General features: G+C 47.1%; 15 protein-coding genes. 3 read left to right on the forward strand and 12 right to left on the reverse strand.

The window, feature by feature from the left end:
* Positions 1-26 precede the first annotated feature (26 nt).
* The 4 genes from RBH76_05230 to RBH76_05245 all read right to left on the reverse strand — a co-directional run bounded on the left by RBH76_05230 (position 27) and on the right by RBH76_05245 (position 8,570).
* Positions 27-3,776, reverse strand: a complete 3,750-nt coding sequence (locus RBH76_05230; protein ID WMJ84823.1) for a glycosyltransferase — start codon at positions 3,774-3,776, stop codon at positions 27-29.
* A 42-nt stretch (positions 3,777-3,818) separates the two neighbouring features.
* On the reverse strand, positions 3,819-6,326 hold the full coding sequence (locus tag RBH76_05235; protein ID WMJ84824.1) for a polysaccharide deacetylase family protein: 2,508 nt from the start codon (positions 6,324-6,326) through the stop codon (positions 3,819-3,821).
* Between the two features lie 22 nt (positions 6,327-6,348).
* Positions 6,349-7,668: a nucleotide sugar dehydrogenase gene (locus RBH76_05240; GenBank protein ID WMJ84825.1), complete on the reverse strand. Its 1,320-nt coding sequence runs from the start codon at positions 7,666-7,668 to the stop codon at positions 6,349-6,351.
* Positions 7,669-8,120: 452 nt separating this feature from the next.
* Positions 8,121-8,570 (reverse strand): DUF2680 domain-containing protein, encoded by a 450-nt coding sequence (locus RBH76_05245; protein ID WMJ84826.1) that lies wholly within the window; start codon positions 8,568-8,570, stop codon positions 8,121-8,123.
* A 168-nt stretch (positions 8,571-8,738) separates the two neighbouring features.
* Here RBH76_05245 and RBH76_05250 point away from each other — a divergent pair, with 168 nt between their 5' ends.
* The 3 genes from RBH76_05250 to RBH76_05260 all read left to right on the forward strand — a co-directional run bounded on the left by RBH76_05250 (position 8,739) and on the right by RBH76_05260 (position 11,590).
* Positions 8,739-9,425: a response regulator transcription factor gene (locus RBH76_05250; protein ID WMJ84827.1), complete on the forward strand. Its 687-nt coding sequence runs from the start codon at positions 8,739-8,741 to the stop codon at positions 9,423-9,425.
* Entirely contained in the window at positions 9,422-10,906 is a 1,485-nt protein-coding gene (locus RBH76_05255) for an ATP-binding protein (protein WMJ84828.1), read from the forward strand. Before RBH76_05250 ends, RBH76_05255 begins: the two co-directional genes overlap by 4 nt.
* 69 nt (positions 10,907-10,975) lie before the next feature.
* A complete protein-coding gene (locus tag RBH76_05260; GenBank protein ID WMJ84829.1) occupies positions 10,976-11,590 on the forward strand; it encodes an HAD family phosphatase in 615 nt (204 codons plus the stop codon).
* 129 nt (positions 11,591-11,719) lie between these two features.
* Here RBH76_05260 and RBH76_05265 read toward each other — a convergent pair whose 3' ends face one another.
* The 8 genes from RBH76_05265 to RBH76_05300 all read right to left on the reverse strand — a co-directional run bounded on the left by RBH76_05265 (position 11,720) and on the right by RBH76_05300 (position 22,276).
* Positions 11,720-12,472: a response regulator gene (locus RBH76_05265; GenBank protein WMJ84830.1), complete on the reverse strand. Its 753-nt coding sequence runs from the start codon at positions 12,470-12,472 to the stop codon at positions 11,720-11,722.
* Between the two features lie 14 nt (positions 12,473-12,486).
* Positions 12,487-14,175 carry a sensor histidine kinase gene (locus tag RBH76_05270; GenBank protein ID WMJ84831.1) on the reverse strand — a complete coding sequence of 563 codons (1,689 nt, stop codon included), beginning with the start codon at positions 14,173-14,175 and terminating at the stop codon, positions 12,487-12,489.
* The gene (locus tag RBH76_05275) at positions 14,172-15,191 is read right to left on the reverse strand and encodes an ABC transporter substrate-binding protein (GenBank protein ID WMJ84832.1); all 1,020 of its coding nucleotides are present in this window, start codon (positions 15,189-15,191) and stop codon (positions 14,172-14,174) included. The genes RBH76_05270 and RBH76_05275 overlap by 4 nt, the downstream gene beginning before the upstream one ends.
* Before the next feature lie 111 nt (positions 15,192-15,302).
* On the reverse strand, positions 15,303-15,947 hold the full coding sequence (gene pgmB, locus RBH76_05280) for a beta-phosphoglucomutase (GenBank protein ID WMJ84833.1): 645 nt from the start codon (positions 15,945-15,947) through the stop codon (positions 15,303-15,305).
* Positions 15,948-16,037: 90 nt separating this feature from the next.
* The gene (locus RBH76_05285) at positions 16,038-17,684 is read right to left on the reverse strand and encodes an ATP-binding cassette domain-containing protein (GenBank protein WMJ84834.1); all 1,647 of its coding nucleotides are present in this window, start codon (positions 17,682-17,684) and stop codon (positions 16,038-16,040) included.
* A 1-nt stretch (position 17,685) separates the two neighbouring features.
* On the reverse strand, positions 17,686-19,512 hold the full coding sequence (locus RBH76_05290) for an iron ABC transporter permease (GenBank protein ID WMJ84835.1): 1,827 nt from the start codon (positions 19,510-19,512) through the stop codon (positions 17,686-17,688).
* A gap of 90 nt (positions 19,513-19,602) precedes the next feature.
* Positions 19,603-20,994, reverse strand: a complete 1,392-nt coding sequence (locus RBH76_05295) for a hypothetical protein (protein ID WMJ84836.1) — start codon at positions 20,992-20,994, stop codon at positions 19,603-19,605.
* Positions 20,995-21,307: 313 nt separating this feature from the next.
* Positions 21,308-22,276 carry a diacylglycerol kinase family lipid kinase gene (locus RBH76_05300; protein ID WMJ84837.1) on the reverse strand — a complete coding sequence of 323 codons (969 nt, stop codon included), beginning with the start codon at positions 22,274-22,276 and terminating at the stop codon, positions 21,308-21,310.
* Positions 22,277-22,312 lie beyond the last annotated feature (36 nt).

Below are 22,312 nucleotides of genomic sequence, written 5' to 3' on the forward strand. Positions count from 1 at the left end.
TTTCCACAGATTCTCATATTGCTTTCTTAAAGTGTTTCAATAAACCAGTTGATAAGGCGATGCCAAAGTGTTTTGGTCGTATCAATCGCTTTTTCGACCGCTTTTAGCCGTCCGTCAAATACCATGTCTCCATTCCGGTCGTGTTCTGTTATCACAACATCGCGGAACACGCCGTCATACACGTCGTCGGTCAAGTTTCTCTGACTGTAGTTTTGCGTGCTCGAACGTGACTCCAGTGCCACCAAACCGGCAGGGCTGCTCTTCACCTGGAGATGGCTTACCGCCTCAACACCGTCTATCACTACTGAAAGATTGTTGCGTTCGAGTAATATCGTCATCGTCTTATTCTGAAGTTCGTTGAGGTCTATATTCGGCAAAAATTCCTCCGCGCCTTCTTTGACCGACTCAGTCGTATGCTGCTGGACCTTTTGAAGCCGTTCGGCGATACTTGCCGCCTGTTCAACGCTTGGCGCATATTTTAGCCGCATTTCCAGCCCACCAATTTCCGTCTCTTTCTTATCCTCAGACACAGAAACACGCGGGTCGCCGTTTATAATATCCAACCGTTCTGAGAATAATTCTTCTTGCTCCCCATTGCGCACCTGAGAAATGACGAGTTTTTTGTCACGAACGGCAACACTGATATAGTTTTCAAGCGTTTGATCAGCCCGGAGCAAAACGGCTTGAGAGCCTAGCGCGTTGCCTAGGAGTTGAACCGATACTTCAACGTTCTTATAGCTTCTGGCACCGTCTAGCTGCACACGCCCCAGACCACTAGGCAAAGACGTCACGATGATATTGTTTTTTGTAAATTCTGTTTTACCGTCCAGAACACGCCATAGCGCTGCCCGATCCGAATCTCCTGTTACAAAGGCCATCTCCTGCTGTGTGTCATCCCAAAGGCGCATGAGCAAATGATTGGTGGACCAATACGGCTGGGGCTGCAAACGGGTAATATCATATATCAAATTATTTTTGTCGTTAAGCGCAAGACCCTCACGGTTGACATTCATGGGAAAAAGGCGATAAATATTATCCTCATTTATGCGGCTAGCCATATCGCTGGTGGCAAATTGCCCGGTGTTGGCATGCATAAGCGCATAAAAATCGGGCATTGCACCCAGCTCCCTTTCGTAGACCTCCTTCATCAGCTCATAGTCAAGATTGATGCGATCTTTCAAATCCTGAACCCCCTCCTTGGGGATACCATATTCATCCCGAATATAATCCATCAGATAATGGTCATATTTTCGGTTGATATAAGGGGATACCATAGAGAATTCAAGGGGACTCAGTTCGCCCAGGTAATTGTCATATCGATCAAACACATTGATAAATGACAACCGATAACCGTTGGTTCCCAGCTCCCAGTAGGAACTTTCAACGAGCTTTTTCAAATCACCTGCGTTCAGAAATTTGGGGTCATTCTCGTCAAAATTATCTGCGTAGGAAAAAACAGTGCCAATATTGTTGTGTTTTTCCATAATTTTTTGGGCAAAAATAGCGGTGTCCCGTCGCCCATCCTCAAACATCAGTAGCAAGGATTTTTCGGGCAGCGCCTTTTTTCCGGCATAATAGTCCCGAACATCCTGCTGGGTGATGGTTACATAACCAGACTCTTTCAGGGCTTTTAGCTGTTGCTCAAGCTGATTAGTGCTCAGCATCTTGTTCGTTCCGTTTCGGTCTATACCAAAATAAGAGACCGCGATAAAGCCATTATCAGGTACACCGGCCACGACGGCCTCGTAGGGTTGATAACGCGAAGTTGTCGTCAGCATCATCAGTACGAAATAGATGGCCAAAAGCAGGGCGCCCCCCTGCACAACCACGCTAAATCTCTTGCGCCGTTCTCTTTTAGCAAAGAAGGTGTGCGATTTTTTCCCGTTCTTTCCCTCCGGTGCAGAATGCTCCCCCACGCCAGCCATGACTGCGGCTTGCTTCCCCTTACGTTTACGTCGCGTTTTAGCAATATCCGCCGGTGTCTGCCGGGTACCCCAGTTAGACTTCCAAAAAGTAAACCACGCAACCGGCATTTGCCATAGCAAAACCGATTCGTAAAAAACACAGAATAGCATGCCAAAGACCCAGGTGGAACTTTTTTTCAAATATAACTGAACAATGCTCATAAGCAGCGCCATCATAAGCATGCCGATTAAAAAGGTCGTCGGAAAAATCCGATGCGCAATCGGTACATATAGCATGTTATAAACTACAACAACGGGTGCGGCTACGGGAACCAGCAGGCCTATGTAGAATAAGATTGCACCTAAAGGCTCTTTTCTCCACATAAAGCTTCCGGCTATGATCGATTCGCGGAGCCATGACCGCTTCCAGCGCATTTGCTGAGCCAAAAAAACTTTATATCTGTTTGGCACAATTGTGGCGCATATGGCTGTGTCCTGATAGGCAGTGCGGTGCTTGCGCATAATAAAATTGGTCAGACTTCGGTCATCGCCAAAGGTTGCTTTTCTACCTAGGAATTTCTGGTTGAGCCAATCATCCAGATATTCGATAACCAGCTCTTTGCGATAGCACGACAGTGGGCCAGATAGACAGGTCACAATGTCAAAAACTGATTCGGCAGCTTTCATAATGCGAAATGCAATATAATAACGTACTGCCTGCATTTTTGTCAGCGCATTGGTAAAGGTGTTCGCCACATCCGTACGCCCCGATACACCGCCCATTTTAGGATCTTGAAAGGGCATAACAAGATTACGTATCGCATATGGGTCAAGGAAGCTATCGGAATCCACGAACACCACCAGTTCGTGTTTAGCTGTCATAACGCCCTGCGCCAACGCATGCCTTTTTCCCAGATTTTGCGGCTGTACTATGTACCGGACGCGCTCTCTGGTTTTAAAGCGCGCCCCTTCTGAATGAAGCTTACCAATGATCTCCTTAATCTTTTCCACCGACTGGTCGTTGGAGCAGTCATCCACGACGATTACTTCCAACTTATCAATGGGATAGTCCTGATTAACACAACTGACAATTGTTTTTTGAATCCACTCCTCCTCGTTAAAGCAAGGAATGATAATCGTAACACCAGGCGAAAAATTCATGTTGACCGTTACCGGCCGATAAAAGCTGCCAAACAAATATCGGCTGAGCAAAAATGCTGCCGTAACAATGCTGTAAAAATAGAGCACTCGGTTGAATTTAAAATAGAGGACGCTCTCGGCGCGCATGAGAATAATAAACCCAATAATAAAAAACATAAACAGGCTGGAAATTGCCAAGGCATGTTTGTCTTTGTGCTCTACTGCATAACGGCTCAGATCCTCTTCAAACTCTATGCCACAAAAGTAGACACCCTCATCATCAGTGAAGGCTCTGACAACCTTTGCAGCAATTTCAACCCGCATCTCATAGCCCTCAGGCATCGACCCCGCCTTGATGCGGAATTTCAGCTTGATGACCTCAGCCTTACACAAAGCGTCAAGCTGTTCCTCTCCGGACAGTCGGAGCAACATCCCAGTTGACGAAATATCCACACCCTGTGCCGAAAACGATTCTTTGCGTCCATACGACAGCCGGCATTTGGCGCGTACCCGAATAGCTGCCTGGTAACGAACACCAGCCTTGCTCTTTAAAACATATTCTTCAAAGCTTGCACAGCCGTTGTTGTTGCTACCCCGCCGGTCGTTGTTGCTTCTTTCTCCGCTCTCGTCCGGCACGTTGGCTAGCAGCCGTCGGTCCTGTCTGGGGTCTAGCAGAGTATCCGAAAACACCTTTTTATCTTGCTCTTTCTTCGACACAGTCGCTGTCGGCATGCTGCACATCCCCCCCTCGTTATGTCTTTTTTACAAGTTGGTCTATTTTTGAAGATAGTCACTGAGTCTGGCAAAGGTAAATCTGCTCTCTGCGGACTGCGCCTCATTCCAAGTAAAGAACTGATCCAGCGCTTCCGGCGTATGGCGGGCTGTGTCAGACATATGCATGACTATAATGCTACCGCCCGAGATTTTTCTGAGTGCATCCTGTCCGGGAACTTCCATCCCCACAGTGAGTAGCTTAAATAACGCCTCTGCACTACCCACCTGATAATCCGCTGTACTAAAATCGCCGCTGATGCTATAGGTATAACCGCTATCAAATATGGTCTCAAGACCTCTTTTGCTCACGGAGAGCGTAGGAGGCCTGAACAGCGTAGTAAGTACCGGTTTGCCCTTTTCATTGCGCAAATCGCCCACCACGCTCTGTAAAATCTGGTAAGCATTTATAACGTCCTGTTGAAGCGTCCTCGCCGCGTCAGCCGTGATGGACTTGATCTCTCCGTCCGCGGTGTAATCAGCGAGCGGCAGATGGCCATCAGTATGACTGGCAATATCGTGGCCCTGCTCACCGATTTCACGCAGCAGGTTGGGGTTTGCATGAACATAGGCGGTGCGGACAAAGAAAGTGGCCTTGACACCATGCTTTTTCAACACATCTAAAAGCCGATTGATCGAGCGGTCGGTGCCCCAGTCGTCAAAAGTTAAAAAAATGGCATTGCCATCTTTTGTATTGATTTTTCCAGTCATATCCAGTGATTTAAGTTCTTTTTCAGCAAAGCCAGGCAGCTGTTTTATGGTCGACACATCGGGGTTTCCGATATATCTGGAACGTATGTATTGGTGCTGTGACAGCACGGATTTGTTTTTCAAGTGCCCTGCAAATATTCTGTTCTTCACTTCGGGCGCAACCTTGAAGTCCGGCACCGGATAGTGATAAGTTCCCGCTCCATTTGCAAGGTGCGAAACGCCCTTGAGCGCATACAAAGTACCGTTAGTGAAATTTGCCGTGTTCGGCAAGATGTTGCTATAAAGAAGCTGAAGTACCTGCGCAGCCAGGCCACTAACCTGCTGATCATAATCCATCCTGAAATACAGAATCTGCCCCCGTTTGATTGTATAGTTCGCACTTTTGAATAACGTCTCAATGAGAGTCTGAGCGCCGCCCCTGTTGCCGCTTGTATCCACGACACTGGAATAACCGACAAGGCGCAACCCCATGGCGGAAACTGCCTCGCGCACCTCGGTCGGCACGGCGTTATATACCTGACTTGCAAGCTGTATATTCACATTGAAGTGATGCTTCATCAAGCTTTGAACCAGATAAAGTTGTTCACATACTGCGGCATAGTCCAGCCCATTTTTAGGTAGGATCGCAGCGCCAACCTCGTGACCAGCCGCTAGAATTTTTTCAATGGCGTCTGGCCGCTCATTGATATCGGTTTGTGAAACAAAAAACGTTCCCTGTGCCCCAAACCATGTCATCGTGGCTAAAACACTATCCAGCGTCTCTTGATTCTCGATGCCGTAAAAAGTTAGACCCGCTGCCCGCTCGGTCGTATAAACCATGTTCATCGTTCCTGCCAGACGCCCTTGGTTTTCCTGTCGGTACTGCTTATATTGCACCTGTCGCGCTTCCCGGTCAAGCCCAAAGGATTTAACGCGCTGCAAAGACGTGGGTGGAACAATTTTATATCCGGCCTCTCCAGCAGCTTTTAATACCCAGTCGATAACTTGTAGTAGTTGTTTCTCATTGTCGCTTTCCTTTTGGTTTCCATCATCAATGCCGGGCTGGCGTTCCCCGGGCATATAAGCATCCTTCGTACCATCTGTATATTCATCTTCGTCGAGCACCCCCGACAGCTTAATGGTCAAAATACTACCCTTTTCCAGTCTAGTTACATACCCCAAGGTGGCTTCATAATCTTTAAAGCTCTGATAGTTTATATATTTATTGCTTTGAACGGCATATTTAAAACCCGCAGCAGCCGCAGCCGACAAAACCTTGTCGTTGTAGACTGTTGACCGACATTTAAGCAAGTCTGGGTCTTCCCCTAAAATATTGCGAAAAATAACGCTTGCATGCGCAAAATCCGCCACAAGTTCCTGCGTGCTTTTTTTGTCCAAGTGCGTCAGGCCATACAACGTACCGCACCCAACCAAATGCCCCTTTTCCGCGATCTTCAGAACAATATCCTCGCTCTCTGCCGCCTCCATGCCGGTCATGAAAAAGGCGGCCTTTGCCTGATATCGGTCTAAGCGCGCCAAAACCTGCGCCATAGCTTCTGAAGATGGAAACCCATCGAACGTCAAGGCGATCACCTTATCTACGGCCTCGACACCGGAGAGGAGTTGCGCTTTATCCGTCGGCTGCTCCGAAAGCCTGTTCAAAGATTGCTCAATGGCGTCAGAAGCGTCATATTTCACGCTTATGGAGGCGGTGGGAATCGCTTTTTTATCCCCGTATCCGCAGCCCGAAAATCCGGATACCGCAATAGCCAGCCCCAGCAGCAACGCAAAACAGCGGGTCATGGTTTTTTGAATCTTCAAGCCTATCCCCCCTTTTTGCATTTTAAAGGCTCCAATAAAGAAATTCCTCTTTTCTCAACTCTTCCTCTGAAAATATACTATTAAGATCAATAAGTACTTTTGGTGTTTCCTCAATATCCCGGAACATGCCCGCTAACACCTCGGGTGAAAGGCTTTTAAAGGTTCGGTGCGCCACAGCAAATACCATACAATCTGCATCGCGGATATTTTTAACATCCACAAGGTGTATTCCAAGACTGCAAAAAACCTCGTCTTTGTCCACAACGGGGTCCGAAACAAACACATTAACACCGTATTCTTGAAGCCGTATGATAATGTCAGGAATCATGGTATTGCGAAGATCGGGGCAGTTCTCTTTATAAGAGACTCCCATAATATATACTTTTGCGCCTTTAACTAAATGACCAGCTTTAATCAACTGACGGATAATTACATCTGCGGTGAAAAAGCCCATCTTGCTGTTCGTCTTTCGGCTGATTTGAACCAGCTGTGACCGGCCGTGAACCTCCTGCGCCTTTTGTATCAAATAATAGGGATCCACGCTGATGCAGTGCCCCCCTACCAGCCCTGGGCGAAATCCAAGTGCATTCCATTTGGTGTTCATTGCACCAAGAACGTCAGCCGTACGAATGTTCATGCGATCCAACGTCACAGCCAGTTCATTCATGAAGGCGATATTGACATCTCGCTGGACATTTTCCGCAAGTTTGGCGGTTTCAGCAACCTTGATGCTGCTGACAATATGAATCCCTGCTTTAACGACTATTTCGTATACACTGGCCGCCAGAACCGCTGTGGTACGGTCCATACCAGAAACGATCTTGGGGATATTATCCAGACGGTGAACACAGTCACCAGGGTTGATCCGTTCCGGAGAATAGCCCACATAAAAATCGACCCCACAGGAAAGCCCCGACGTCTCTTCCAAAATTGGAACACATATATCTTCGGTTGTGCCAGGGTATACCGTAGATTCAAACATCACTACAGTGCCTCTGCGCAGATTTCTGCCGACGACACGGCACGCGTCCTTTAGTGGAGAAAGGTCGGGTATATTGTTTTTATCAACTGGTGTAGGCACCGCAACAATTAAAAAGCCCGCTTGCTTTAAGCTTGTCTCATCATCGGTAAATTCGACCGTGGAGCACTCAAGTGCCTTTGACCCAACCTCGTTGGTTGGGTCTACGCCGCTGCGGTAACGTTGAATTTTTTCTTTGTTGATATCAAAGCCAATCACCAAAACTTTTTCTGCGAAAGCAACAGCCAGTGGCAACCCAACATATCCCAGACCTACAACAGCAAGTTTTTCTTCTTTGTTCAGTAACTTCTCAGCTGTCAACATACAACATCTCCCAGGTCACAATAATCCGTTATGTTTTGAAATTGAATTAAAATCACAAGCCAAAAAAGCTTGTGTAAATCTTGCTGCAAAACCACAGATATTAAAGGGGCAGGGCTTGCGTAGCTCCCGCCCCATATACGATAAACATAAAAATCGGCCGGTTCTTAGATTAATGAAAGATGCATCACGGACATTTCTCTAAATATACCATTTAAGGAAATATATTTAAAATAATATATTAATAACAAACAATTTAGTGACCATAAATCTTACTTTTTCATTTATTTTAGTATATATCGCTCTCTTCTTCCTGTCAATTGAAAAAAAGGTATAATTTTCATTTAAAAACTTTAATATTAAAAATGGCAGCGACAATACACTTTTTATACCTAGAAAAATCACCAAGGCCGGTGCGAATTACGCACCGACCTTGGTGATTTAACATTTTATTACTAATTGTTCAGGTAAGAACCGTTGCACACACCGCGTCCCATGCCTCGGCCCTGTCCGGCACCTGCGCCGAAACCGCCGCCAAAGCCGCATCCCGCGCCGTTTCCTGTTCCGTCACAAGTGGCCTGATTTGCTTCAATCGATGCAATGATAGCATCGGCTTGCGCCTGTGTCATAGTTCCGGCTGCAACACGTGCGGCCAAAGCATCTTTTTTAATTTCCAGCACTTCAGACTTAAATTCCTCTAGAACACCCGCTTCGCTTGCAATTGTTCCGTACGTTTTTCCCTTGGTTGTTCTTTCGTCAATGACCGATTGCACCTCTCGATTGGTCAGTCCAGCAACAGCCTCGGCGGGTGTTTTGTACGTAGACGCCGCAAATGTTGTAATGGCCATGGCAGAGATCGCAAGGGCACAAGCGCCCACCGTAATAAGTTTCTTCATCGATTTCATGTGAATACCTCCTTTTTTTCAGCGGTTTGTCGCTGTTGTGTCTAAATAATAACCTTCATCTATGTCAAAACTGTGTTTTTTAGTTTCTCTTTTTATGTTAGAATAAAGAAAAATGACACAGAAAAAACAATCATAAACACTATGCTTATTTACAAGGAGGTGGCGACTGTGATAGAAATACTCATTGCCGATGACAACCAACAAATTGTGTCAATACTGAGCGAATATGCAAAGAAGGAAGGCTTCGCCGTTACCACGGCTTTTGATGGAGAAGAAGCATTGGAAAAGGCACTGCGCGCTTCCTTTGATATTATCTTGCTGGATGTTATGATGCCCAAAAAGGATGGTTTCGATGTTTGCAGAGAAATTCGCAAAAAATCAAATGTACCCATCATCATGATCACGGCACGCGGTGAAGATTTTGAGCGCATTATGGGACTGGATATCGGCGCAGATGATTATATTGTAAAGCCTTTTTCGCCGGGCGAGGTCATGGCGCGGGTTCGCGCCATTTTGCGCAGGATTTCTCACACGGAGCAGTCCGGTGCACAAATTATTAAATATGGCAACTTGTCAGTTAATCTTGATGAATACATCACCGAAGTCAGCGGGATAAAAATTTCGCTGACCAAAAAAGAAACAGAAATTTTGTGGATGCTAGCAACAAACAAAAACAAGGTTTTTTCCCGAGATAACCTGCTCAACAGTTTGTGGGGCTACGATTATTATGGCGATACACGCACAGTGGATTCCCATATCAAGCGGCTTCGTGCTAAGCTCGACGAAGTGCCCCATGACGCATGGGAAATTAAGACGATTTGGGGCGTGGGTTATAAATTTGAGGTGCTTTCATGATAAATAAAATCCGGCTTCGGCTCACGCTTTATTTTGTGGCCTCTTTTTTACTGTTCTCCACCATTATAGGTGTAATATTCTTCTTCCTTTTTTCGTCTCACAGCGCCAACATACACAAAGCAGAGCTTGAGAAACGCGCGACAAATATTGCCGAGACAATAGTCGGGTTTAATCAAAACAATATGGGACACGGGCAGGGCATGTCGAGCTCGGGGATGGGCTATGGCGTCTATCTGCGCTTTATTGAAGACATTGCCATGAGCGATGTTTGGCTTGTTGACAGCAACATGGCGCAAATCACGCGCGGCCATGAACAAACAAGCCTTTCTTGTCAGGAATTGCCTTTAGGCGCGGAGGAAGTTGTTAAAAAAGCTTTAGCTGGGCAGACGTCTTTCAGCGAAAACTTCAGCCCGCTTCTCAATACGCCAACCATCACCGTCGCGACGCCCATCGTGTTGAAAAATGGCACTATTGCCGGAGCGGTGTTACTGCATTCGCAGATTGAAGACATTGTGAATGCCGCAAACAGTGGGCTGCTCATTCTGCTACTGAGTATGACCATCGCCATTGTCATTTCGTTTTTTGTGGCCGGGCTGCTCTCTAACCGCTTTACCATGCCGCTTAATAAAATGAAAACAGCCGCTGTAAAAATCAGCGGTGGAGACTATGCAGTCAAAACTGGCGTGGCGCAAAATGATGAGATGGGCGAACTGGCGGTGGCACTGGATGATATGGCCGAAAAACTTGGGGCAGCGTCAATGGAAAGCGCCAAGCTCGATCAGCTCCGACGTGATTTTGTGGCGAACATCTCCCATGAGCTGCGCACCCCGATCACCGTGCTGCGCGGTTCGCTAGAAGCGTTGTGCGAAGGTATTGTAACGGAGCCTGCCATGGTCAATGATTACCACCATCACATGCTGTCCGAAAGCATCCATATGCAGCGGCTTGTATCCGACCTGCTCGATCTGTCGCGACTGCAAAACCCCGACCTGGCCATCGACATGCAGGCCGTCGATCTCAATGCGCTTACGGATGACGTCGCACGCAGCATCCGACATGTGGCGGAAGGTAAAAATGTCTCGGTACGCTTTCCCAGTTCCGGCGAGCGCTTTATTGTGTTCGGAGATTACGGCAGATTGCGGCAGTTGGTTTTGATTTTGTTGGATAACGCAGTCAAATTTTCGCCTGAAAACGGGGCGGTGGAAGTTGTTCTTTCAAGTGTTGACAATAAGGTGGTCTTATCTGTCTGCGACCAAGGCCCCGGAATCGCAGCACAAGACTTGCCGTATATCTTTGAACGCTTTTATAAACAGCGTTCAGAACAAAATAAAAACGGCACCGGTCTCGGTCTGGCAATTGCAAAGCAGATAGCGGACAGGCACCACGCCGTCATGGAGGCAACAAACAGGCCGAACCGCGGCGCAGAATTTACTCTCACGATTCGTAAATGGACCGATATAACAGCTCAGACGGAACAATGATGCCGCAAATGCATTGAGAATATAAGCCCAAAAACAGTATAATGATACTTATACAAAGGGGGTATCATTTTGATTAAGAATATCGTATTTGACATGGGCATGGTCCTAATCGACTATGCGCCGATGAATGTATGCCGAAAATTCACCGATAACGAACAGGATGCAATTGCGGTTGCCAACGCACTGTTTGACAGCGATGAGTGGGTTTTGGTTGACAAGGGGGCCATAACTGAGGACGTACTATTAATGGCCGCACAAGACAAACTAGAAACCAAGGCACAGAAAGAAGCTGCGACGCAATGCCTACTGCATTGGCACGACTATGCGCTGACACCCAAGAAGGGTATGGAGCAGGTTGTCGAAATGGTCAAGGATAAAGGATATGGTGTCTATCTGCTCTCTAACACCAGTATGCGCGTCCATGCCTTTAAACATATCATTCCGGGTATTACACTTTTTGATGGTACCATTATCTCAGCGGAGGAAAAGTGTGGCAAGCCCGACCGAGAAATATATCAAAAACTATTTGACAAATATTCGCTCAAACCCGAGGAATGCTTTTTCATCGACGATGTACAGGCGAATATTGATGGTGCAAGAAGCTGCGGCATGGCGGGTTATTGCTTTTTAGACGGTGATGTCGAACGACTAAAGCAAACGTTAGATCGACTTTTTAATGCTTGAACCAACCGCAGCTAATAGATAAACATAGACGGAACCGCAGAGTAAAGCTCTTAAAAGCTTTACTCTGCGGTTCCGTTTTAATATTACCAAAGTTTCAATGGCGATATTCGAATTGCCGATGCAACAGCATCATTGGCAGTGGCGCTGATATTCCGACGGGGACATACCGATCGCTTTTTTAAAGGTGCTACTAAAATAGGCGATATCCCTATAACCGACCTTTTCAGTCACCTCATAGACCCTGTTTCGGCAATCGCGCAGCATTTGCATGGCGGCGTGTAGGCGGTAATTAACAATGTAGGAGGAAACGGTATAGGCCGTCTCCCTTTTAAAAATATGGTTGAGATGACTGTTGCTGATACTCAACGCATTGGCAATGCTTCCGGCGGTTATCTCAGGGTCACTATAGTTTTGTGCAATAAAGTTGAGCGCCTCCATCACATACTTGTTTTTTGCCGTTTGAGAAACTTTGCGTATGCAGCTGGCGGGTTCATATTCTACCGTGTCTTCACTCTTATTCGAGACTATTTTTTGAATAGCTTGCTCAAGGTCGCCATCGTGGAATGGCTTTAATAGATAATCCACAGCGCCAAGCTTGATGGCTGATTGCGCGTAAGCAAAGCTGCTATAGGCCGTCAGAATAATAACGTATGCCGTGTTCCCCCGCTCGCGCAGCAGGCGAACCATTTCGATTCCGTCCATTTTAGGCATCTTAATATCGGTAATGATAATGTCCGGATTAAAGCGCTCAACCTCTTTAATGCCGTCCTCTCCGTTTGTTGCCTCTCCCACAACAACACAGCCCAACGTGGCCCAATCGACAGCCAGAACGATTCCACGCCGCACCAGTTCTTCATCTTCAACAACGACGATCTTTAGCATAGACTGCCTCACTTTCACACAATAGGGATGGTCATGCGTATCGAAGTACCTTGAGTATTCGCCTGCACAATTTTGAGCCCGCGGTCTTCGCCATAGTTCATCCGCAGGATAGCATCGATGTTATAAAGTCCAAGATGGCTTTTGGTCGGCGCCTCACGCGAGAGAAAGCGCTCGATGCTCTCTTCCGACATACCGCAGCCATCGTCAGAAACGGTGATAACCAAATCAGAGACAACGCGCTGCGCCTCCAGTAAGATATGCCCCCCTGAACAATCCTCAAAACCGTGGATAATGGCGTTTTCCACGAGCGGCTGCAACAAAAGCTTCGGCAAGCAAATGTCCTTTAACGCATCATCGATGGCTACTTCATATTCAAACTTATCTCTAAATCTTATCTTTTGAATCTCAACATACCGCTCAAGCAGATTGAGTTCTTCTCTGAGTGTTACGAATTCTTTGCTGGAGATGCTTTGGCGCAACACGTCAGCGAGATCGGTTGCGATTGTTGCAATCTCCGGAATTGCATTGATCTTCCCCATCCACTTGATTGTATCAAGCGTGTTATATAAAAAATGGGGGTTCAGCTGCGCTTGCATCATTCTGATCCGGGCATCATTCAGTTGCTTTTGGCGTCCGAGTGATTCTGCAAGATGTCTCTTCAGCCGCTTGACCATGTGGTTAAATCGCCCCGCCAGCTGCCCTAGCTCATCGGTTCGGTCATTTTCAATGCGAACGTCTAAATTTCCGTTTTCAACTTCTGACATGGCATCATTAAGTGCCTTGACGGGCTGAAAAAACTGGTCGCTCATATGCGCGGCAAAAGCAATGCACATAAAAATGGAGAATATCATCATAACACCCGCAATTAAAAACAGGCTGTTGAGTGTTTTACCCACCAGAGGCTTTAACTGTTGTATCAAAATAAAAAGCCCCGATCGGTCATTCTGCCTGACCTGATAGATATAGTCATTGCTCGAATCCGAAAGCGGAAGACCTCGTAATATTTGCGTCCGTAAAAGCGGAAGCAACTGGTCACTCAGTACGCTATTAGAGCAGTAGATGGGTTGCCACAAGCTATTCAATATAGCGATATTGCCTGTTTGACCATATTTTCCGTTGAGCAACCTTTCAAAGTTCTGGTTGCGCATTGACATGACGACATAGCCTAGAATGTTGTCGTCCGATTTTATCGCTAAAGCCGAACGCAAACGCTCTTGGTTGCCGTTTTGGCTGCTGGTGTAGACGCTACGGTAAACGACACCCCCTTGAGTTTTAGCGGCATAAAGAATGCCCCAGTCGGTCGATAGAAAAGCGCTGGCTGAGCTCATTGCAGTGGAATATAACCGTGTGCCGTTAATATCATAAACTGAAAAATCAGCGTCGCTACGCAGCTGGGCACAGGTGTTATAAAGGGTTCCGTAAATGTCCTGTGACGAAACCAGTGCTTTACCCTTAAGCTTATTTATCACGAGCGAGCTTTGTCCTATCGTGACCATAACCTGCTCACAGTCGGCAAAAAGCCGGTCTGTGTCCTCGGATATAGCGGCTATTTGCATTGCGGCAGATTCTTGTGCTTCGCTGATTAAAGCAATCTTAAAAACACTCAGCATTAAAAAGGTGCAAGCAAAAAGCGGAATAATACCAATTAGGAGAAAGCCATAGAGCAACTTGGTACGAAAGGATGCTTTCAGAAGCTTTTTCATTTGGGCGCCTCCATAAAAAGCGCCAACCATCTTTGGCTGAATGTCTCTTTCTGCTCGCTGGCCCATTGGATATCGTAATCTATAATTTTTATTTTTTCCTCGGTTATCATGTTGTCCCGCACGTCAACATCGGTTCGAACCGAACGGCGAAAATGCTTTTCGGCTATCATTTTCTGTACCTCATGGCTGCTGACAAAATCTAAAAATAACTTTGCGTTCTCCGGGTGGGGTGCGTTTTTAATAATCGCGCTGCCGTCAGGCACAGCACTGGTTCCTTCTATGGGGTAAACAATGCCGATATCGGCCCCTTCTGCTATGCGTTTCAACGCAATTTCCTCCAGGGTTATTCCCAGATACATGCTTCCGTTTTCGACTTTTTCTATGACATCCCCCGATTTAGGCAGCAGGTTGTTCTTCAGGTTATCGGCAAAACGCTCGACAACGGTTGGTTGAACCTTACCCAAACATTGTATCATGGTCATGACGGCGGTATAGCTTGAGCCAGAAGTGTTGGGATCGGCGAAAGCAATCTTCCCCCGCCATTGCTCCAGCAGAAGGTCACGCCATCCTGTCACTTCGTTTTGCGCCACCAGCTTTTTGTTATAAATAATCACCATTGGAATAACCGAAAAGGGCGTCCACAGATTGTCTTCGGGAATCAGACTCTTTTTTATGTAGGCTAACTGATCGCATTCATAAGGCTCAAAGCAATCCGAACAAGCCCTCAGGCTCTCGATGCCGCCACCGAACATGAGGTCAGCCACCGGTGCGTCCTTTTCCGATTCAATCCGCTCAAGTATCTCGCTGGTGCCGCCGTCTAGTATCTGTACCCATATACCGGTGCGTTCTCCAAACTCTTTGATAATAGGGCCATAGATTTCCTGCTTGTGAGAGGTGTAAACGACCAGACGCGCGTCCTCATTTGGAGAAAACGTGTATTCCGCTGCGCCTTTCGAACCACAAGACCCAAGCAGCACAGTTGCTGTCAAAAATAATGCCAGTATCTTGGTTTGCATAGCATACTCCTTGAAAGCGTCATAAGTGCAAAGCGAATGATTCTCATCTTGTTATCATCTTAGCATGATTTTAATTTTTCACAAAAGGTTTTCATGTAATTATTTAAGTTTTTAATTAAATCTAGCCAGACAAGTTGGTATATCAGAAAAGTGGGACAATGATACATCCGCCAGTTCACTGGATACGGCTTCCCCAATCGCCAGCGCAATAAAGCCGCCTGTCTTGGCCGCTGCTATTCCCGCATGGGCATCCTCGACGACGGCCGCATCTTTCGGCGTCACCCCCAAAAGTGTCGCAGCCTTGAAAAACACTTCAGGGTTAGGCTTGGCCTTTGTAATCATTGTGCCGTCTACCACGGCGTCAAAATAAGAATATACCCCTGTTCTTTCAAGAATAAAGCGGGCATTTTTACTGCTGCTGCCCACCCCAAGGCGAAGTCCTTTTTGTTTTAGCGAGTCAAGGGTGTTCAAAACCTCTTGCGTAACATCCGCCGGCGTCATGCGCGCAATCAGTGCTTTGTAAGTATCATTCTTCCTTTCAGCCAAATGGATTTTTTGTTCGGCTGAATATGCTTGCCTTGAATTTTTTAAAATGTGTTCGAGACTATCCATTCGCGAAAGTCCGCGCAGACGTTGATTACACGTCTCGTTAAACGGTATAGCCAATTCGTCTGCAAGTGCTTTCCACGCTATATAATGAAACTGGTCGGTGTGCACCAAGACACCGTCAAGGTCAAAAATTACAGCCCTTATCATAGCAACTCCATTCATTTGACATTACAAAAGAAACATTCAAGCACAAGGATAGGACTGTCTCAGTTAACCCGTGGCAGTCCTATCTATTGGTTATTTCATTTTAAGAGTACCTGAAGTAATCATTTTACCGTTTTTGCGACTAAAAAGAACAATGGCATCGCCGCCAAAATCCAGCCTTACCTTTTGTCCAATCTGGTAGAGGACACCACCAAATACCACGCCCGTCAGCAGAAAATCCCCCACTTTAATTTTAACGGTGGTTTCCATACCGGTAGGCATCGCACTGTATATTTCCCCTTCAAGAGCGCCATTATCGCTCAGGTGAATAAATTCCGGCCTGACGCCGATCACAAAATCGTCGTTAGAGGCAGCATATTCATCCTCCAGCAACTCAGTCGCGTTCACCCTTGCGATATGGTACCTAAAAGCGGTATCCTTGTTCCCTTTTTCGACGTTCTTTTTATCTCCCTGTCTTTTTCGCTCCGCCTCGAGCCGCTCACTGTCCAATTGGTCAGCGTTTTGGTACCATGCCTCAAGGCTTAGTTTTCGCTCTGGTATAAAGGACGCTGAGGCGCTTTCAAAAATGGTCATTGAGATTGAACCATCATTCTGCTGGCTGCCCTTTGCTTCAATAAAATTGATAGCGGGGTTACCGACAAAATCGGCGACAAATAGGTTGTTGGGCTTGTTATACACGTCGAGTGGCGCATCATATTGCTGTAAAACGCCGTTGTCGATCAAACAGATACTGGTTGCAAGGGTCATTGCTTCCATCTGATCGTGTGTGACGTAAATAAAGGTGCTTCCGGTGTCAATATGTAGTCTTTGTAGCTCAGAGCGCATTTCAAGGCGTAGTTTGGCGTCTAGGTTCGAGAGCGGCTCATCCATGAAAAGAACGGTCGGCTCGGGTGCCAGTGTACGGGCGATGGCGACGCGCTGCTGCTGTCCGCCCGAAAGCTCGCTGGGGTATCGGTCCATAAACATGCCGATTTTTACGATTCGCGAAACACGGCGCACAATCAAATCAATTTCTTCATCAGTGAGCTTTCTATTCTGCTTGAGCACCTGACCGTTCTTTGTCAGCTCAAATTTTTCATTGAGCTCAATGCTTTCCGCACTATATTTTTTCTTAGTGTTTTCGATTTGGGCTTCTAACTCGACGATGTGCGCTTTAGCCACCACATCAGCATTTAGCGCTTCGTTGAGCTTATAGCCCAACAGCGTTTTAGCCGTGTAGACCGAAATTTCATAGCTGTCAATCACCTTGACGAGCGCACGGGCTAGGTCAATTTTGCCCTTTTTATCCTTACATTCATCAATGGTCCTGACGACATCGGCAGATTTTTTGAGAATCTTGATGAGCGTATCCGCCTTGCGGGATTCAAAATCAATCTTCGACATCTCTTCCTTGATATTACTTAGGCCGAATGAGATATTTTGATAGACCGTCATATTTGGCCACAACGCATAGTTCTGGAACAGAAAACCTACGCGTCTTTTGTTTGGAGGAACGTTGATTCCCAACTCGCTGTCAAATACCGTGACGCCGCCGATGGTAATTTTCCCGCTCGTGGGGGTCTCAAGGCCTGCGATCATGCGCAGCGTGGTGGTCTTGCCGCAGCCCGAGGGCCCCAGCAACGTAACAAAAGCATTATCCTTGATGACAAGATTGAGGTTGTCGACGGCATAAAACTTATCCCATCTTTTTGTAATGTTACTCAGCACGATTTCAGGCATATCAGTTTCCTCCAATTCCCTTATCCAGGCTGGCGCCGGTGAGCTTGTTGACAACAAGCGTGCAGACGATAATGACGACGATCAAAATCAGGTTAATACCGCTTGAAAAGGCGTAAAGCCCCATTTCGTCAAAATAATCGAGCAGCGTAGTCAAAATTTTATTCTGTGAACACAGCAGCATAAACAGTGTCAACTCACGCAGCGAGGTCATAAACGGCAGCATATATCCACTAATAATCGATGCCTTCTGAATGGGAATGATGATTTTGGTCATACGCTTATGCCACGGAATATTCTGTATGATAGCCGCTTCCTCAATTTCTCCACTGAGCTGCAGCATAGAGTTTAGCGAGCTTCGGCTTGCAAACGGGATGTACTTTACAACGCCCGCTAAAATCAGCAGCAGATAGGTGTTGTAAATGCCAAGGCTGGAACCGAAAATAAAGAAGGAGACACCCACCGCCAGCGACGGCAGCAGATACGGCAGAAATGCGACGCTATTGACATAGCCAGCCCATTTGCTTCGGCGATTTTTGCTGACGCTGTAGCCCACCAGCATACCAATGGTGCCCGCTATCAACGCACAGCAAGCCGCTACGACCAGTGTCCCCTTAAAGGCGTTTTTAATAGTGGCGTTATAGAGAATGCCATACTGACCATACATGCCGTTCTCAGTGACATTCTCAGAGGTAAGCCACCACTTGGTGGTTAGGTTGCTTAAATCCCCAGTTGTCAAAAAGCTGTAATCGCCTGGGTTGGGCAAAAATGTTTCTGTCGCAAACGAAACAATTGGGAAGATGCTGGTCATGATGGTTAGAAAAACGAAGAGAATTGCAATCGCATATTTACCGATTCGACCAAGGTCTATTTCGCTGCTCTGCCCCGACTTACCAGTGACGGTGGTGTAGTTCTTACGACCACTGGTGCTCATCTGGTTCACCAGAAGAATTGCTACGCCGAACAACATCATGATGACGGCGAGTATGCTCGCTTGCCCGATACGGTTTACATTCATGCCCACATATTTAGTCGAAAGCGTCGTCAGTCCCAAGTAATGCGGCACGGGGTAGCTACCCATTGCGCTACCAAACACCAGCAGAATGGTGGACATAATGGCCGGGGTCACCATCGGGAGCGTGATGCGAAAGAATGTCTTGAGTTTGGGGGTATTTAAGATTGTTGCCGCTTCCTCAAGATTGGCGTCCATATTGCGGAATATGCCGCCAATGAGGATATATGCAAAGGCGGCATAGTGCATTGAAAGCACCACAACGCAGGGGAAAAGTCCCTTGCACCACCAAAGAGGCATTTTGATATTCAGCAAGGTGACAAGCAAGCCATTTGACGCGCCCGTTATTTCATTGCTGTTAAAAACATTCTGCCACACGACGGCCAGTGTCCACTGCGGCATAATATATGGGAAAATAAAAATTGAGCTTAAGTATTTTTTAAACTTGAGGTTGGTTCTGGTCACGAGATAAGCAAAAACACCGCCGTAAAGAATAGCACCCAGACAAGAGAAGACCGAAAGTAATAGGGTGTTTTTAAGCGGATTCCAGAAGTTTGCTTTTCTCAAAGCACCGGTAAAAAGATCCTTCCAGTTAAAAAGGGTATAACCGCTTGTCAACCCCGTGGCGACTGAATCGACCGAACCCGGATGCACCTTGATCGTATCCACCAATATGGAGATAATGGGTGCGATAGTCGTCACCGAAAGTGTGATGCCAAGCAGTAGCAACACAAGGTTTTGTGGCTTCGAAAAATAGGTGAGCGCTTTGGTAAAAGTAATATTAAGCTTTGATGGCCTTTTTATCGCAGCACGTTCCATATGTTCTCCTTTGTCATAAAAGGGGTGTCCTAAACACCCCTTTTATGACAATCTACTGTTTCATTATACGTATACAAATATGGTCTTACTTTACTGTTTGCCCTCGAACGCGACAACGTCAATCCAGTCGCTCATATTGAAGGCGACCTCAGAACAATACTTGGGGTCTTCAACGACAAGTTGGCCACCGTCTGCGCCGGTCCACCAGTCATAGCCGCGGTCATTCTTGGCGGGGAAGGTATCCTTACCATCGACGAAACCGTCCTTGGTATGGTCCTGGTTGATGGCCGGATTGGAAGAGTAGCCACCCATATCCTTACCCCACGCATGGAAACCTTCCTTGGTGGTGGTCATGTGGGCGATAAACGCGCAAGCAGTCCATGGCAGCGGTGAGGTTTTAACAACCTGCAGGTAATGCTTGTAAGCATAGCCGCCAATGCCCTTATACCCATCCTGATAGGCCGCTATGGTAATATTGTTGACCGATGCTGAAGCCGATTCCTCAACAGAACGCAGCTTGGAATAGACCAGAAGGCCGCTTTCGTCCACCGCCGAGGTGGTGACAAGCTCATTGCAGATGGGACCGTCGTCGGTCTGCTCATTGTATTGCTGGCACCAGAGCTTGATCCAAGCCAGTGCATATTTGGCATTGGGTGCGGTGAGGCCAAGTGCAGCCACATCACCCGCAACCTCGTCGATGACGGACTTAAAGTAAGCCTGCTTATCGCTGTCAAGTGCTTCATAAGCGTCCTTGAGATAGGTGGAATACTTATCGTTGGTCAGCATGTAAAGGAAGTTCTTGCCGATCGGCTCAGAATCGACCCCCATGAACAGGGGCGCGACGCCTTCAGCGACAAAATCCCAGCAGTTCATGAAGGTGGCATCGCCAAGGTTGTTAAACATAAAAACCTTGTTAAGCGTTTGAAGCGCTAGTGGGTGACCGTTGAGCTCTTCGTTGGTACCGCTGCTCTCTTTCCACTCCTTGGGGATGTAGTTGAGAAGATTGCCGGTTGCCAGCATCTTGCTCTGAATCTGGTTGCCATCCTGAATTAGGGTCATGGAATAGGTGTGGGTGGCACTGTTGATGTCAGCGTTAAGCAACGTGAAGATCGAGTTGTTTTTAGGCTGCGACCATTCGATGGTGCCCGAGTAGGAAGGGTCTATTTTTTTAAGTTCTTCAACAAAGCTGGTGCCGGCGGTCGCACCGCGGCTGGAATTTCCAATTCCGTAAAGCACTTTGCCGTTGGACTCGGCGATGGCTTTCTTATAAAGCTCCTCAATGGGAAGGGTCTCGGCCTCTGCGATAATCTTTTCGATTTCGCTCATTTCTGCTGCGGGCGCGGACTCACTGGGTGCTGCCGCATTTGAAGATGTCTCGCCGGGTGCGGGCGCCGCCACGGATGGGGCCGGTTGGCTACCGCAACCCACAAACACAACCGTTACCATAGCAAATGCCAGAACAAAAGACATTAGACGTTTCATTTTAGTCCTCCTCTAAATTTTTTATGTAACTGCATCTCGAAGCGTAAACGCAATCCGAAAGATACAGGATTACATACAATAAATTTGATGTCGGGTCCTAAATTAATTGAATTTTTCCTTTATCTAACTATATTTTATAAAAGATTTCACCAAAGAGCCATGGGACAAATGTGCCTTTTTTTGTAATTTTTAACTTTTTTAATTTTAGCGACATGCTTTCCACGTCACGACGCAATAGGCGTCATGGTAGGAACTTATATGTTTCAAATATTAAAAAGTCCATGAAAGCGTTGCTTTCATGGACTCAAACATATTAATCGGGGACCGTCATGCAGCTGACCATTTTATCGGGTTCTTTTGGAAACGGTTGTACCACCGCGGCCCGCGGAACCAGCAGCCTTGCTGCGCCTGGCAGTATCTTAATGTCGAAATTTTGCGCCGAGGCTATTTCGCCGTCACAGTTTAAAGCCACCGGCTTGTCCGAAAGGATTCGTACCTGCTTGCAGCGGACAAATCGAATAAAATCGTATTTTTGCAGATGCTCTCCGCGCTTATAAGTGGTGATCATCGGTAGCAGGCGCAATCGAGGCATAGCCGGTATGATGATGAAGTCGATCAGCCCGTCCTGCCAGTCGGCCAACGGTGCCGCCATAAAGCCACCACCGTAATACCGTCCGTTGGCTGCAATGGCAAAAATGCAGTCCCCCTCGGGCTGTGGGACACCGTCGATTTCAAATCGATAGCGGTATCGCACCGATGTAAAAAAACAGTATATAAGTGACAATATATAGGCCGACTGCCCTTTAATCAGCGGCAGGTGCTTAAACCGTGCCATGTTTTGCGCGATGGTGGCGTCCAGCCCCACTGAGGCGATGTTTATCGATACCCGATCCCCCGCCATTAATAAATCAAGCGGTACAACTTGTCCGTCCATCAGCGATGATAGCGACACTCGCGTTTTTACATCCGGTAAGCCTTCTAGGCCGCGAACAAAATCATTGCCGGTGCCTGCCGGAACAGGGGCTAATATCAACTGGGGATTGCCCGGCAGTGCTTGTGCTACCTCACCGATCGTCCCATCTCCACCACAAGCATACAGTGTGGTTTCAATGCCATCTGCAGCGAATCGTCGCGCAACCTGCTCCGCGTGACCAGGGGATTGCGTAACAACGATCTCATAATCCTCGCTTCGCCCTGAAAAGAGCGTTTGTATTTCCGCCTTGAGCGCCGGCGTGCTGTCGGCTTTGCCCGCTTTTGGGTTCAAGATAAAAATATGTCTCAAATTTCTCACCCTCTGGGCCTATTATAGAAAAGAGAA

This window comes from Oscillospiraceae bacterium MB24-C1 (assembly GCA_030913685.1).
Taxonomy (GTDB): domain Bacteria; phylum Bacillota; class Clostridia; order Oscillospirales; family Ruminococcaceae; genus Yanshouia.

Coding starts and splice junctions, on each gene's coding strand:
- RBH76_05275 (WMJ84832.1), bottom strand. CDS start 15,191: ATGCAAACCAAGATACTGGCATTATTTTTGACAGCAACTGTGCTGCTT.
- RBH76_05295 (WMJ84836.1), bottom strand. CDS start 20,994: ATGAAACGTCTAATGTCTTTTGTTCTGGCATTTGCTATGGTAACGGTT.
- RBH76_05230 (WMJ84823.1), bottom strand. CDS start 3,776: ATGCCGACAGCGACTGTGTCGAAGAAAGAGCAAGATAAAAAGGTGTTT.
- pgmB (WMJ84833.1), bottom strand. CDS start 15,947: ATGATAAGGGCTGTAATTTTTGACCTTGACGGTGTCTTGGTGCACACC.
- RBH76_05290 (WMJ84835.1), bottom strand. CDS start 19,512: ATGGAACGTGCTGCGATAAAAAGGCCATCAAAGCTTAATATTACTTTT.
- RBH76_05285 (WMJ84834.1), bottom strand. CDS start 17,684: ATGCCTGAAATCGTGCTGAGTAACATTACAAAAAGATGGGATAAGTTT.
- RBH76_05240 (WMJ84825.1), bottom strand. CDS start 7,668: ATGTTGACAGCTGAGAAGTTACTGAACAAAGAAGAAAAACTTGCTGTT.
- RBH76_05255 (WMJ84828.1), top strand. CDS start 9,422: ATGATAAATAAAATCCGGCTTCGGCTCACGCTTTATTTTGTGGCCTCT.
- RBH76_05265 (WMJ84830.1), bottom strand. CDS start 12,472: ATGCTAAAGATCGTCGTTGTTGAAGATGAAGAACTGGTGCGGCGTGGA.
- RBH76_05245 (WMJ84826.1), bottom strand. CDS start 8,570: ATGAAATCGATGAAGAAACTTATTACGGTGGGCGCTTGTGCCCTTGCG.
- RBH76_05270 (WMJ84831.1), bottom strand. CDS start 14,175: ATGAAAAAGCTTCTGAAAGCATCCTTTCGTACCAAGTTGCTCTATGGC.